Annotated in this window: 10 protein-coding genes and 1 riboswitch; of the genes, 5 read left to right on the forward strand and 5 right to left on the reverse strand. The window is 66.3% G+C overall.

Annotation, left to right across the window (positions count from 1 at the left end; genetic code table 11):
• The 4 genes from QE395_RS17240 to QE395_RS17255 all read right to left on the reverse strand — a co-directional run bounded on the left by QE395_RS17240 (window position 1) and on the right by QE395_RS17255 (window position 3,238).
• The gene (locus tag QE395_RS17240) at window positions 1-960 is read right to left on the reverse strand and encodes an acyl-CoA desaturase (protein WP_306990011.1); all 960 of its coding nucleotides are present in this window, start codon (window positions 958-960) and stop codon (window positions 1-3) included.
• Window positions 961-1,054: 94 nt separating this feature from the next.
• Window positions 1,055-1,825: an anti-sigma factor gene (locus tag QE395_RS17245; protein ID WP_068848485.1), complete on the reverse strand. Its 771-nt coding sequence runs from the start codon at window positions 1,823-1,825 to the stop codon at window positions 1,055-1,057.
• Window positions 1,822-2,391, reverse strand: coding sequence for a sigma-70 family RNA polymerase sigma factor (locus tag QE395_RS17250; RefSeq protein WP_306990013.1), 570 nt, complete (start codon window positions 2,389-2,391; stop codon window positions 1,822-1,824). Before QE395_RS17250 ends, QE395_RS17245 begins: the two co-directional genes overlap by 4 nt.
• Before the next feature lie 70 nt (window positions 2,392-2,461).
• Window positions 2,462-3,238, reverse strand: a complete 777-nt coding sequence (locus tag QE395_RS17255) for a hypothetical protein (RefSeq protein WP_306990016.1) — start codon at window positions 3,236-3,238, stop codon at window positions 2,462-2,464.
• 336 nt (window positions 3,239-3,574) lie between these two features.
• On the opposite strand from QE395_RS17255, the gene QE395_RS17260 reads away from it, so the two are divergent.
• The 5 genes from QE395_RS17260 (at window position 3,575) to pncA (ending at window position 9,578) form a co-directional block, all read left to right on the forward strand.
• The gene (locus tag QE395_RS17260; RefSeq protein WP_306990017.1) at window positions 3,575-4,093 is read left to right on the forward strand and encodes a helix-turn-helix transcriptional regulator; all 519 of its coding nucleotides are present in this window, start codon (window positions 3,575-3,577) and stop codon (window positions 4,091-4,093) included.
• On the forward strand, window positions 4,090-5,361 hold the full coding sequence (locus QE395_RS17265; RefSeq protein ID WP_306990019.1) for a HipA domain-containing protein: 1,272 nt from the start codon (window positions 4,090-4,092) through the stop codon (window positions 5,359-5,361). The genes QE395_RS17260 and QE395_RS17265 overlap by 4 nt, the downstream gene beginning before the upstream one ends.
• Window positions 5,362-5,413: 52 nt before the next feature.
• Window positions 5,414-5,645: riboswitch (cobalamin riboswitch) on the forward strand.
• 213 nt (window positions 5,646-5,858) lie between these two features.
• A complete protein-coding gene (gene metE / locus QE395_RS17270) occupies window positions 5,859-8,156 on the forward strand; it encodes a 5-methyltetrahydropteroyltriglutamate--homocysteine S-methyltransferase (protein WP_249833528.1) in 2,298 nt (765 codons plus the stop codon).
• A gap of 66 nt (window positions 8,157-8,222) precedes the next feature.
• Window positions 8,223-8,894, forward strand: coding sequence for an epoxyqueuosine reductase QueH (locus QE395_RS17275; RefSeq protein WP_093535527.1), 672 nt, complete (start codon window positions 8,223-8,225; stop codon window positions 8,892-8,894).
• Between the two features lie 57 nt (window positions 8,895-8,951).
• A complete protein-coding gene (gene pncA / locus QE395_RS17280; RefSeq protein ID WP_249833527.1) occupies window positions 8,952-9,578 on the forward strand; it encodes a bifunctional nicotinamidase/pyrazinamidase in 627 nt (208 codons plus the stop codon).
• A gap of 247 nt (window positions 9,579-9,825) precedes the next feature.
• On the opposite strand, the gene QE395_RS17285 is transcribed toward pncA, so the two are convergent.
• A complete protein-coding gene (locus tag QE395_RS17285) occupies window positions 9,826-14,454 on the reverse strand; it encodes an autotransporter-associated beta strand repeat-containing protein (protein WP_306990022.1) in 4,629 nt (1,542 codons plus the stop codon).
• Window positions 14,455-14,458 lie beyond the last annotated feature (4 nt).

Genomic DNA, 14,458 nt, shown 5'->3' on the forward strand with positions numbered 1-14,458 from the left:
TCAGTGCTCCGCCTTGGCCAGCACCCAGGCCGGCACCGGTTTGAGGTCACGCACCAGGCCCAGCGCGGCCATCGCGCGCAGGCCGTACCAGGTGATGTCCACTTCCCACCAATAGAAGCCCTGGCGCACCGTGCCCGGGAAGAAATGGTGGTTGTTGTGCCAGCCTTCGCCGAAGGTGAGCAGGGCCAGCCACAGGTTGTTGCGGCTGTCATCGCCGGTGTTGAAGCGGCGGCGGCCAAAGCGGTGCGCCAGCGAATTGATCGTCACCGTGGCGTGGAACAGCACCACCGTGGAAATGAAGAAGCCCCACACCAGCATCTGCCCGCCGCTGGTGCCCAGGCCCGGCGCGACGTGTTCCAGCAATGCACCAAGCCCGTACAGCGCAGCGGCCAGTGCCACCGGCACCAGCGTGTCGAAGCGGTCCAGCCAGCGCAGCTCCGGGTACTTCGCCAGGTCCGGAATGCGCGCCCAGTCGGTGCGGAAGCCTTCGGTGGTGAGGAACCAGCCCATGTGGCTCCACCAGAAGCCGTGCACGGTGGGCGAATGCGGGTCCGCAGCGGTTTCGGTGTGGCGGTGGTGGTTGCGGTGGTGCGCGGCCCACCACAGCGGGCCGCGCTGCACGCTGGCCGCGCCGATCAGTGCGAACACGAACTGCACCACGCGCGAGGTGCGGAAGGTGCGGTGCGCGAAGTAGCGGTGGTAGAAGGCGGTAATGGCGAACATGCGCACCGCGTACAGCGCCAGCGCCGCGCCTACCGCCACCCACGACACCCCCACCCAGATCACCGCCAGGCAGGCCAGGTGCATGCCCACGAAGGGAATCGCCCGCAGCCAGTCCACGCGGTTGCCGCTCCCACCGGCGGCCGGCGCGGCGGCGCCGGTGTCGAACCAGCGCAGCACGGTGGCCCAGCGGCCGCGCGGGGCGCGGGCGGGTCGGTCGGGGGTGGAACGGGACAGCATGTCGCGCGTCTCCTGAGCGGTTCATCAGGAGATACGCAGGCTCGCGCCGTTTGGATGCACCCTTCCGAAAAATAATTTCCGGAAGGGGTGGCCGTTACAGGTTGGCGATGTCGCCCTTGGCGATGACCGGACCGGTCGGAATGCCCTGCGGCGCCCCGCTCGACGGTTCCAGCGTGATCGCCAGCACCGATCCGTTCACAAGGACATCACGCAGCGCGTCGGGCACGGCCACGGTGTGGGCACGGTTGATGGACACCAGGCCCAGCGAACGCGGCGTACCGCCGGCCGGAATCAGCCACAGCTCCGGTGCGCGGCCAGCCGCATCGGCCGGTGCGGGGACGGGCACCATCAACACCTTGCCCTGTGCCTTGTCGACCGAGGCCAGCCAGCCGGGCGTGCCATCGTCGTGCAGCAGCGGGGTGACCGGCTTGGTCGCCTGCTCCGGCTCGGCCGGGGTCGGCGCCGGGGTGACGGCCACCGGGGTGGACGGGGCGGTGGGCAGCGGCTGGCGGTTGAACACCGCCACCAGTGCCAGCGCCGCCGCCAGGGCAGTCATGCCCTGCCAGAAGCCGGTGCGCTGCCAGAGCCTGGGCGCGGCGGTCACCGCCGGCCAGCCCAGCTCGCTGCGGATGCGCGGCCACAGGTGCGCCGGCACCGCCTCGCTGCCGAGCTCTTCCAGCAGCGGGGCCAGCCGCACCTGCCACTGCTCGACCAGCCGGGCGAAGCCCGGGTCGGTGGCGATGCGGTGTTCGATCTTGAGGCGCTCGGCGGCGTCGTGCACGCCCAGCACGTATTCGCCGGCCAGGATGTCGGCGCTCGGCGGCTGGCCGTCGTCTTGGATATCGTGAAGGTCGCGGATGTTCATCGTTCGAGGCACACCCGCAGTTGGCCCAGCCCGCGCCGGATCCAGCTCTTCACCGAACCCAGCGGCGAACCGATGCGGCGGGCCAGCTCTTCATAGCTGGCACCGTGCAGGAACGCACTGCGGATCAGCGAGCGGCGGCGCGGTTCCAGGGTATCCAGGCAATCATCCAGACGCTCGCGGTCGGAGGCGTGCTCGGCCGCCTGCGCCGGCTGCGGCGCGAAATCGGGAATCTCTTCGGCCACGGAAAGGTCATCCAGCGGGCGCGGCGGGGCCGAGCGCAGGCGGTCGATCGCGCGGTTGCGCGCCATCATCGAGAGCCAGGTCATGGCCGAGGCCCGCGTGGCATCGAACTGGGTGGCCTTGCGCCAGACCGTGGTGAAGACATCCTGCAGGACCTCTTCGGCATCGCGGCGGTCGCGCAGGGTGTGCAGGCAGATCGCGAACAGCCGACCCGAGGCCAGCTGGTAGACCGACTCGAACGCCTGGCGGTCGCCCTCGGCCACCTGGACCAGAAGCCGGTCCAGGCGTGTTGATGCGGGGGTATCGGAAGCATCCAGCTCAGGCATCGCGGGCTCGGTGTCGGCAGGTAGCAAGCCTGCATGGTCGTTGCTCCTGAGGACGGCTGCAAGAGGGTATTCATGAGTCGCATGTCTTCACCAACGCTTGCCCCCGCGCCGTGGCAAGCTCGGCCGCGCCAGCGGCTACGGGCGGCGAGGGGAACTCCACGCGCACCTGCGGGTAGCGCCCCTTGTGGTCGCGTACGTTGCCGGTTCCGGTGAACTGCAGCAGGCGCTGGTCGGCGCTGGCATAGATGAGGGTTACCGCCGGCACGGCGAAGCCGAACCAGGCATCGAGTTTCATCTGCAGCTGCTGCGCCGGCTGGCCTTTCCAGGTGAGCGCCCGGGTGCGTTGCAGCTTCAACGGCACCAGTCGCTGGCGGCTGGGCAGCAGGAACTGAAACGCCACCGGCTGCCCTTCGAGCAGAGCTGCCCAATGCCTGCGCACGGCCGCATCGAAACCGGCATCGACCACCGCGCCCGCGGGCACCTCCAACGCGCGGCTGACCGGGGTTGCATCCGAAGTGGCCCGCACATAGACCGTGCGAGCTGCGCCATTGCCGCGCACGCCTTCCTGGTAGCCGTCGCGGCCGTCTTCCAGCGCGAAATCCGGCGTCTGCGGGCTGCCCTGCGGCGTCATCCACTTGCGCGCGAAGGGGCGGCCGTCCGCGCAGCGGTACAGCACCAGCCGTGACTGCGCCTGCTGGGATCCCTGCAGCCAATGGGTTTCGCGGTACAGCAGGGTGTCGCCGTTTGCCGCGTAGGCACGACCTTCCTGGCGCTGGACGGTCTGGGCAGAGGCCAGCGCGGGGCATAGCAGGAGAAGCGACACAGAGAGAGAAGGGTGCGCGCGCATGCCGGGCTCCACGGAAGTTGTGGAGAGATACGCGGGAAGTCGAGGTACGGATGCAGGGGCGTGGCTGAACCTGCAGAAGGGTTACGACATAGCCAAGGCGCGAGATGGACTGGCCGAAGTGCTGACCAGCATCGAGCCGTACCGGCTTGCCTCCTGAAGGGGCTCGCCTCTCAGAACGACGATAGCGATAATATTATGGCATTATTTGGCTAGTTTAGCCATAATACTTCTACATTTGGCGTTTTTCGATCAGGTTGGGCTTGCAAATGATCCATCCTTGTTCATAGTGCTAATATTGTGGCTCTTTTCATTCAAAAACGCAGGAATAATAGCGCCATGGCGAAGAAGACCGCTCCACTCCTGCCCTCGACGGAAATGCTCCTCGCCGAGTTTGGGGAGCGACTCAAGCTTGCACGTCTGCGGCGCAAGATCACGGCCAAACAGTTGGCAGAGCGCTCAGGAATGTCGCCGATGACGCTGCGGTCGCTTGAGTCCGGGGCAGCGGGAGTGACCATGGGTGCTTATCTTTCGGTGATGCAGGTGCTTGGCATTGAACGAGACCTCGCGTTGCTCGCCGCCGACGATGAGTTGGGTCGTCGGCTTCAGGACTCACGCCTTGTAACAGGCAGCGTTCGTGAACAGGCGCTGCCCAAGGCCACCAGGTTCCCAAAAGCCAAGCCGCCGACTCAGAAGGCCGGAAGAGCCATGATGGCCAAGCAAGGTGAAGCGCCTCGCAAGGGCGAGTACGTAACCCCGACAACTGGATCTGCCAAGCCAGTTGCAATGACGTCTGCAGGTCTTGCCTCACTCTTGAAGCCCTCCAGCAAGAAGCGCGACCAAGGCAATACGAAATGACGATGATCGCGGTGTATGCGGATTGGGAAGGCTTGCAGCAACCTCGCCGGCTGGGCTATCTGAACTCCCGCAGGACGCGAGCTCACGAGACGTTCGAGTTTCAGTACGACCCTGCGGCATTAGCCGACCCTGTCATAGGTCGAGTCGCACTCGACCGGAAAATTTCCCTTTTCGAGGGTCCCCAGTATCCGCCTGCACCCCATGACCGGTTCGGCGTGTTTTCCGATTCCAGCCCCGATCGCTGGGGTCGCCTTCTTATGGATCGCCGCCTTGAACGTGAGATCCGTGCCGGCGCCCGGCCGGCCGGAACGCGACTGTTCGAGACGGATTACCTTCTTGGCGTACACGACCTCTATCGCGTGGGCGCGCTGCGCTACAAGCAGGAGGACCGCGGAGAGTTCCTGGATGATTCCATCGGACTCGCGGCCCCGCCCTTTGCGCAGATTCGTGCCTTGGAGCAAGCGAGTCGCGCGCTGGAGGATGATCAGGACAACGTGTCCCAGCAAGGCCAGCAGTGGTTGAGGATGCTTATCGTGCCGGGCGGTTCGCTGGGCGGTGCCAGGCCCAAGGCGAGCGTTGCCGACGAACAGGGACGCCTCTACATCGCCAAGTTTCCGAGTTCGCGTGATGACTACGACGTCGGCGGCTGGGAAATGGTCGTCAACGCGCTTGCCGTTGGCTGTGGCCTCAATGTAGCCACCGCCCAAGCGCGAAAATTCGCCAGTGACCATCACTGCTTCATGGTTCGAAGGTTTGATCGCACCGATGAAGGGAAGCGCCTGCACTTTGCCTCAGCCATGACCATGACGGGCCATGTAGATGGCGATGACGCCTCCACGGGCGTGAGTTATCTGGAACTGGCCGAGGTGTTGATCAGGCATGGCTCCCAAACGAATGCGGATCTCCGGGAGCTATGGTCGAGAATCGTCTTCAATATCCTTGTCTCCAACACCGATGATCACCTGAGAAACCACGGCTTCATCCTGGTGCCGGGATCGGGATGGCGCCTCTCGGAAGCGTATGACATGAACCCGGTGCCGGTTGCAGACGGCCTGAAGTTAAACATCACCGAGGCAGACAACACTCTGGACCTGGAGCTCGCGCGCGAAGTCGCCGCGTACTGCCGGGTGGGCCTGGATGAGGGCGATGAAATCATCGAGGAGTTTCAGGGGATTGTCCGCCAGTGGCGGACGCTGGCCATGCAACTTGGGCTTTCCGCGCGCGAGCAGGATCGGATGGCCGACGCTTTTCGTCTCGCTGGCTCATAAGCGAAGCCGATATAAGACCTGCCCTCCCCTTGACCGCCGCCCCAACTCGGCTTACCTTGTGCTGGCCGAAGGTATCCATCTCTTCATGCAGATGAAGGGATGGGTTTAAACGGGAATCCGGTGAAGGTGCCTTGCGCACCCATTCCGGAGCTGCCCCGCAGCGGTGAGTGGAAACGAAACCTGCCAACAGCACTGGGCTTGGCGCCTGGGAAGCGGCAGGAAGTAGGTGGGCCCCGTGCCCGTGTCCATCAGCCCGAATACCGGCCCCGGCCGGAGGACACGACCGTCCTCTGATTCGACCTGGAACGTCCGCGGGGAGGTTGCCGGGGCCTGCCGCCATGCGTTCTGCGTGGCGCTGCCCCCGTGCGTCCGCTTCACGGCATCCGGTTCGCCCGCGGGGGCGAAGGTCGCTGGCGGGGCGGACACGGCAGCAATGGCGTGGGTGCCGCGCAGTTCCTTCGTTCCTCAATGCCGCTACTGCAATGAGGACACGTTCCATGACCACTGTTACCAACCTGGGTTTCCCCCGCATAGGCGCCAAACGCGAGCTCAAGCGCGCGCTGGAAGCGTACTGGTCCGGCCAGAGCAGCGCCGAAGCGCTGCAGGACACCGCCACCGCCCTGCGCACCACGCATTGGCAGCTGCAGCGCGATGCCGGGGTGGATGTGCCGCCCAGCAACGACTTCAGCCTGTACGACCAGGTGCTGGATGCCGCCTTCCTGTTCGATGCCATTCCCGCCCGCTACCGCGCGCTGGCCGATGCCGATCCGCTGGCCGGCTATTTCGCGATGGCGCGCGGACTGCAGCGCGATGGCTTCGACCTGCACGCGCTGGAAATGACCAAATGGTTCGACACCAACTACCACTACCTGGTGCCCGAACTGCAGGCCGGCCAGGGCTTCGCGCTGCGCGGCGACAAGCCGCTGGCCGAGTACCGCCAGGCCAAGGCACTGGGTATCGAAACCCGCCCGGTGCTGATCGGGCCGTTGACCTTCCTGCTGCTGTCCAAGACCACCGACGGCACCCCCGCGCTGGACCTGCTGGATGCGCTGCTGCCGGTGTACGTGCAGCTGCTGGGCCAGCTGCAGGCCGCCGGCGCGCAGTGGGTGCAGCTGGATGAGCCGGCGCTGGTGCAGGACCTCAGCCCGGAGGCGCGCGCCGCCTTTGAACACGCCTATGCGGTGCTGGCCACCGCCGCCCGCCCCAAGGTGCTGGTGGCCACCTACTTCGGTGCATTGGACGACAACCTGGAACTGGCGGCCTCGCTGCCGGTGGATGGCCTGCACGTGGACCTGGTGCGCGCACCGGAACAGCTGGATGCGGTGATCAAGGCCCTGCCCGCCGGCCGCGTGCTCTCGGCCGGCCTGGTCAACGGCCGCAACATCTGGCGTACCCACCTGGACAACGCACTGGTGCTGGCCCGCTACGCACACGGCCAGCTGGGCAGCGATTTCCTGTGGCTGTCACCGTCGTGTTCGCTGCTGCACAGCCCGGTGGACCTGGCGCATGAGAAGAAGCTGGACGATGAACTGCGTGGCTGGCTGGCGTTCTCGAAGCAGAAGCTGGAAGAGCTGCGCGTGCTGGCCGATGCCATCGACGCGCCGGCCCGCGCCGAAGCCGCGCTTGAGCTCTCGCGCGAGCGCATCGCCTCCCGCAAGCGCTCGCCGCGCGTGCACAACCCCGCCGTGGCCGCGCGCCTGGCCGCACTGACCCCGGCCGATGCACAGCGCCACAGCCGCTACCCACAGCGCCACCTGGCCCAAGCCGCCGCACTGAAGCTGCCACGCTTCCCCACCACCACCATTGGTTCGTTCCCGCAGACGCTGGAAGTGCGCGAAGCCCGCGCCCGCAACAAGTCCGGCACCCTGCGCGACGCCGACTACGATGCGTTCCTGGCCAGCCAGACCGAGCACTGCGTGCGCATCCAGGAGCAGATCGGGCTGGACGTGCTGGTGCACGGGGAGTTCGAGCGCAACGACATGGTGGAGTACTTCGGCGAGCAGCTGGAGGGCTTTGCCTTCACCAAGAACGGCTGGGTGCAGAGCTACGGCTCGCGCTGCGTGAAGCCGCCGGTGATCTACGGCGACGTGACCCGCCCACAGCCGATGACGGTGCGCTGGTCGCAGTACGCACAATCGCTCACCGACCGCCCCATGAAGGGCATGCTGACCGGCCCGGTAACGGTGCTGCAGTGGTCGTTCGTGCGCGATGACCAGGCCCGCGCCGATACCTGCCGGCAGATCGCGCTCGCGCTGCGCGATGAAGTGCTGGACCTGGAGGCGGCCGGCATCGGCGTGATCCAGATCGACGAACCGGCCATCCGCGAAGGCCTGCCGCTGCGCCGCGCGCAGTGGCGCGAGTATCTGGACTGGGCAGTGGAAGCGTTCCGGATCAGCGCCAGCGGCGTGCGCGATGCCACCCAGATCCACACCCACATGTGCTACTCCGAGTTCAACGACATCATCCACTCGGTGGCGGCAATGGACGCCGATGTGATCTCCATCGAGACCTCGCGCTCGCGCATGGAACTGCTGGATGCCTTCGTGCGCTTCCAATACCCCAACGAAATCGGGCCGGGCGTGTACGACATCCACTCGCCGCGCGTGCCGGACAAGGAGGAGATGCTCTCCCTGCTGCGTAAGGCCGCCGAGGTGCTTCGCCCCGAGCAGATCTGGGTGAACCCGGACTGCGGGCTCAAGACCCGCGGCTGGCCGGAGACGCGGGCCGCGCTGGAAGCGCTGGTAGCGGCGGCGCACCAGCTTCGCGCCGAGACGGCCGACGCCAACGCCGCCTGACCTTTCCACTGTTGCACAAGGACCCCGCTGCCGCCGTTGCCGGCAGCGGGGTCGATGGATTTCCGCATGACCGATTTCATCCGCCCCACCCTCACCCTGCCAGGTGGCCACGACAAGCTGTTGCTGCATTCGTGCTGTGCGCCCTGCTCCGGCGAGGTCATGGAGGCCATCACCGCTTCCGGGATCGACTACACGATCTTCTTCTACAACCCCAACATCCACCCGGCACGCGAGTACGAGCTGCGCAAGCAGGAGAACATCCGCTTCGCCGAGCAGCATGGCGTGCCCTTCATCGACGCGGACTACGACACCGACAACTGGTTCGCCCGCGCCCGTGGCATGGAGAACGAACCCGAGCGCGGCATCCGCTGCACCATGTGCTTCGACATGCGCTTCGTGCGCACCGCGCTGTACGCGCATGAGCATGGCTTTCCGGTGATCAGCAGCTCGCTGGGCATATCGCGCTGGAAGGACATGAACCAGATCAACGACTGCGGCCACCGTGCCGCCGCCCACTACCCCGGCATCCAGTACTGGGACTACAACTGGCGCAAGGGCGGTGGGGCCGCGCGCATGGTGGAGATCAGCAAGCGCGAGCAGTTCTACCAGCAGGAGTACTGCGGCTGCGTGTACTCGCTGCGGGATGCCAATCGGCACCGCCGGGAGAACCAGCGCGAGCGGATCAAGATCGGGCTGTTGTATTACGGCCAGGACAACGACACGCCCAAGGGCGATTGACGTACGCGCGGGGGGCCGCCACGCTGGTTGCCCCTCTTTCGTTGCGCTGGACCTGCCATGACCGCCCTGCCCGCCGATGTGGCCCTGCTGGTAATCGACCTGCAGCCGGACTTCATGCCCGGTGGCGCGCTGGCCTGCGAAGACGGCGATGCGTTGGTGTCGCCAATCGCCGACCTGTTGGCGGAACGCCGCTACCGCACGGTGGTGGCAACCCAGGACTGGCACCCGGCCGACCACGCGTCGTTCGCCAGCCAGCATCCCGGCAAGCTCCCGTTCGAGACCATCCTGCTGCACGCGCAGCCGCAGACCTTATGGCCGAACCACTGTGTGCAGGGCAGCCAGGGCGCCGTGCTGCACCCGGGCGTGGACTGGACCGTCGCCAACCTGATCCTGCGCAAGGGCACCCGCCGTGAGGTGGACTCCTATAGTGCATTCCGGGAGAACCATGGGCCCGACGGCACCCGCCCCGCCACCGGGCTGGCCGGCTGGCTGCACGAGCGTGGCATCCGCGAGGTGCATGTGTGCGGGTTGGCGCGCGATTACTGCGTGCTGTGGAGTGCGCAGGACGCGATGAAGGCAGGGTTCCGGGTGAAGTTCCACTGGGAGCTGACCCGGCCCGTGACGGAAGCCAACGACGGGATGGTGCGAGAGGCGCTGGCCAAGGCCAAGATCGCAGTGATCTAACGCACGGGACTGGCACGCGGCCGAATGGGACGTAGCCGCTGACTCCGCATCCGGTAGGTCACGACCGTTGGTCGTGACGGACCATCAAGTGCGGCGGAGGTCTGCGTATCCGAGTTTAGAGTTCTCGACAAGCGATCAACCGATTGAACTCGGACACCAATCAAAGGAAAGGCCGCGCACCCCAATGGGCTGCGCGGCCTCGATTGCATGCCGCAGCGGGAAGGCAGTGCCCTCCCGCTGCCTGGCATCACAGCGCGATGCGGATGCCCGCGTTGACGCTGTTGTTCTCCACGCCCGACCCCTGCTCGGTGCTGACGCCACCGTACAGGTAGCTCGACGCTCCCAGGCGCACGGTGCCCTGCAGCTGGGCCCGACCGAAGGCCTTGCCCGCCTCGGCGGCAGACAGGTCCACGCGCTCGCCGGCAAGTGCGGTAGTCACCGTGGCCTGGCGGGCCTGGCCGTGGTTGATGCCCGCCTGCAAACCGAACTGCCAGGTCCCGCGCGCCGCCAGCGGATCGTTCAGCAGCGAGCCGACCGACAGGCCGAGCGTGGCGCGGCTACCTTCCGCCTGGAGGCGTGCGACGTCCAGCGCCGCCAGCGAGTCACCCGCTTCGCGGTAGGCATTGCGCTCAACCTTCTGCCAGTTGCCGCGCAGTGAGGGCTGCCAGCTCAGGCCTGCCGCCGTGAAGGGCAGACTGACGCCGGCACTGGCCATGCGGGTAGTACCCGAGGCCTTGCCGGACAGCGGACCATCGGCACCCAGGGCGTCCGGACGCTGGCTTTCCCAGCGATCGGCCGAGTAAGACAGCATGCCGTCCAGCACCACCGCACCTGCCCTGGCGGCGCCATAGGCAAAGAACGCGTTGCTGTCGAGCGTGTTGTCCAGCGGGCTGCGCTCCAGTTCCGACGTCGTGCGACCCAGGCCAGCGCCCCACGCCACGTTGGAGGAGCGGTACACGTCGATACCGGCCGTGGCACGACGCTGGCGGGCATCGAAGCGGTCGGCGCTGGCATCCGCGTCCACCGACAGATCCCCGTAGCCGATGTTGGCCCACAGCAGCTGGTCGATACGCGTGCTGGATGCATCCAGCAGCACACCCTGGCCCAGTCGACCGGTCACGTCGTCGGCCAGTGCGGTCGCATTGGACTGCGCCAGCGCGGCCAGCTTGGCGTGGCTCTCACCGGTCAGGGCGGTCACCAGCACCGGCAGTGCCACCGCATCCTGCTGCCATACCGCGCGCAGCAGATCGGTCTGCTCTGCGGTGGTGGTGCCGGCGTCGCTGGCTTCCACCAAGGCATCCAGTGCAGCGGCAGTAGCCAAGCCGTTGCCGTTGACCTTGCCCACCAGGTCAGCGCTGTAGGCTGTCGGTGTCACGTACAGGTCGATGTCGAAACCGGTGGTGTAGTACACCTGGAAACGCGTGCGGGCGGCCAGGCCCTCGGTCGGCTGCAGGATCCGGTCGAAGGTGCCGGTCACGCCGCCCTCGCCACTCACGATGCGGAACATGTCGCCCACCTTCGGGGTGAAGGTGTTGCCCGCATTGCCACTGATGCCGCGCAGCAGGGGCTGCAGGGTGCCGTTGGCGACGAAGCGACCGGCCGCGCCGGACACCAGCAGGCGCGAGTAGTTGCCCGCGCCGGCGCCGGTGCCGTACCCGTCGATATCGATCTGCAGCGTGGCGTCGTCGGTCAGCGCGACCGTACCCGTCACTGCCAGCGTGCCCGGCGAGTTACCCGGGGCCAGCGTGCCATCGACGCGCATGTTGCCGGCGATGGTGCCCGTGCCACGCACCGTGCCCTCACGTTCCACCTGCACATTGCTCAGCAGTACGCCATTGGCACTGAGGGTGCCTTCGTTGACGCACGTACCATTGGCCAGGACTGCGGTGCCTGCCATGTTGAGGCGACCCGCACCACTCTTGATGAAGCAGCCGGTGCTGCGCGAACCGTCCAGCATGCCGGTCAGCTGCGTCGTGGTTCCCGAGGCCACATCCAGGGTAGCCTCGCCCATCACCAGCAGCGGCTGCGCCACCTGAGTGTCGACCGTCGTGCGCAGGGTCGCGTCATTGATCGCCACGGCGCCGGAACCCAGCCCGCCAGCATGCGCCAGCACGACCGTGCCGCCACTGATCAGCGTGCCACCTGCGTGGGTGTTGGCCGCGCCAAGCACCAGCGTGCCCTGGCCGTCCGCCACCAGGGTGCCGCCGCCGCTGATCGGACCGTTGACCGTCAGGGTGCTGCCTTCACTGCTGCGCAGCGCGCCCACGCTGTCCAGCACCATCGACCGGCTGGTGGTCATCGAAGAGGATGCCTGCAGCGTGCCGCCATTGAAGGTCAGGCCACCCGATGCATCGCCGAGGTTGCCGTCGCTGCTGACGTTGAGCACGCCGCCGTTGAGCGTGGTGCCACCGGTGTAGGTGTTCTGGCCCGACAGGGTCAGCTCGCCTTCGTTGACGGTGGTGCCACCGCTGTGGCTCACCGTACCGGTCAGCTCCAGGCCGCCTTCGCCATTCTTGATCAGGCCGCCCATACCGGACACATCGCCGCTGTTGGTCAGCGTGGTGTTGGTGTCGGTGGTGAAGGTGCCGTCGCCCGCAAGGACCACGTCGCGATCACTGTTGACGTCGCCGGTGGTGTGCAGGGTGCCGCCATTGAAGGTCAGGCCGCCCGTTGCATCGCCGAGGTTGCCGTCGCTGCTGACGTTGAGCACGCCGCCGTTGAGTGTGGTGCCGCCGGTGTAGGTGTTCTGGCCCGACAGGGTCAGCTCGCCTTCGTTGACGGTGGTGCCACCGCTGTGGCTCACCGTACCGGTCAGCTCCATGCCGCCTTCGCCGTTCTTGATCAGGCCACCATTGCCCGACACGTCGCCGCTGTTGGTCAGGGTGGTGTCGGCGTCAGTATTGAAGGTGCCGTCGCCCGCAAGGACTACGTCGCGATCACTGTTGACGTCACCGGTGGTGTGCAGCGTGCCGCCATTGAAGGTCAGCCCGCCTGCGGCATCGCCGAGGTTGCCGTCGCTGCTGACGTTGAGCACGCCGCCGTTGAGCGTGGTGCCGCCGGTGTAGGTGTTCTGGCCCGACAGGGTCAGCTCACCTTCGTTGACGGTCGTGCCACCGCTGTGGCTCACCGTACCGGTCAGCTCCAGGCCACCTTCGCCGTTCTTGATCAGGCCACCATTGCCGGACACGTCGCCGCTGTTGGTCAGCGTGGTGTTGGTGTCGGTATCAAACGTGCCATTACCCGCAAGGACGACGTCACGAGCGCTGTTGACGTCGCCGGTGGTGTGCAGCGTGCCGCCACCAAGCGTGAGCTTGCCTGCGGCGTCGCCCAGGTTCTCATCACTGCTTACCTGCAGCACGGCGTTGTTGCTGACCGAGGTACCGCCAGCGTAGGTGTTGTTGCCCGAGAGCACCTGCGTGCCGCCCTTGATGGCCACGTCGCCCTGCCCGCCGATGGTGCCTTCGAACTCGTCGTTGGCATCGGTGATGGACAGCGTGTTGTTGCCCAGCGCCACATCACCCTTGCCGTCCAGCGAGATGATGTTCACGACCGGAGCAGCCTGGGTCACGTCCAGCGTCCCGTCGATCACGAGCTTCTTCGACTTGTCGATCGAACCATTGCCGGACAATGCCAGCGTGGCGTTCTCGTCGACCTCGGTGGTACCGGTGTAGCCGTTGTTGTTGGTCAGCGTGACCGAACCGCCGCTGCCGCTGTTCTTTACGATCAGCGAGCCAGGGACGCCATTGGTGGCGTCGTCGATCTTGCCGGTGAACGTTGACTCGTGGCCGTTCTGATCGATGGTGCCGGGCTTGTCGTCGATCTTGAAGTCGACATCCACGTTGGTGTCCTTGTCGACCACCAGCGTACCGCCCTCGAACGAGGCCTCGTCTTCGTTGCCCAGCTCATCGGTGCCCTTGGGCCCATCGATTACGATCGGGCCGGTCGGGGTCGTTGGCGTGGTCGGCGTGGTCGGCGCTCCGCTGCCCGGATTGGGCGCGACCGGACCGAAGGGCACGCCCTTGTCGAATGTCAGGCCCGGCGCCTGGTCGACGAACAGCACGGGGCTCAGCTGCGTGTCCTGCAGATTCAATGACATGAACCCCAGGCGGTACGTGCCAGCCGTGCTGACCTGGTACGTTGCGACCTGCCAGCCGGTTGCACCATAGCTCCCGGTGGAATAGCTGCCCGTGCCGAGGTTGGTGGCACCCAGCAGCGCATACTGCGCGTTCTGGTTGTTCACCGTCGCGAACACCGAGGCGTCGCCGAGGTTGACCAGCGAGGTCAGCGAGGCATCGTTGAACGGCTCGTAGTCGGTCGAGACGTACTGCCACGCCATGCTGAAGTAGTCGCCTGCAGCGAGGGTCAGGTCCTGGTACAGCCACGATGCATTCGTGGGCGAGCCGGCCATCGTGCTTGCAACCAGCGCACGGCTTGCAGCGTCCAACCCAAGTGCGGTTGCAGCCGTGGTGAACGAGTCCGAACCGGCGCCGGCCTGCAATGAGGCCATGTTGTTGCCGAAGGGCGTCACCGTCCAGCTATGGGTGCCGTTGTCGGCCTCGAAATCGGTCATGCCGGTGACCACCGCGGCGCCGACACCAGTGGTGCCATAACTGGTTGAGCCTTGGGTGCCGGTCTTGGAATACGTCCAGCCGCTAAGCGTGCCGGTTTCAAACCCGATGTTGGTGATGTCCACCGCCGCCATCGCGGAGGGACCATACAACGCCAGCGCGGTCATCAGGCTCAGGGCCGCCAGCGGGCCGGTGGTCAAGCGGTTGGCCGTGCGGCGGGTGCGGCCAGCTGCGGCCGTGCCGAATTCGGAGGTCACAACCCACTGACCCACGGCCTTGCTCCATACCACCTTGAATACTTTGTTCATTCCT

The sequence above is a fragment of the Stenotrophomonas sp. SORGH_AS_0282 genome (assembly GCF_030818125.1).
GTDB classification, from domain to species: Bacteria; Pseudomonadota; Gammaproteobacteria; order Xanthomonadales; family Xanthomonadaceae; genus Stenotrophomonas; species Stenotrophomonas rhizophila_A.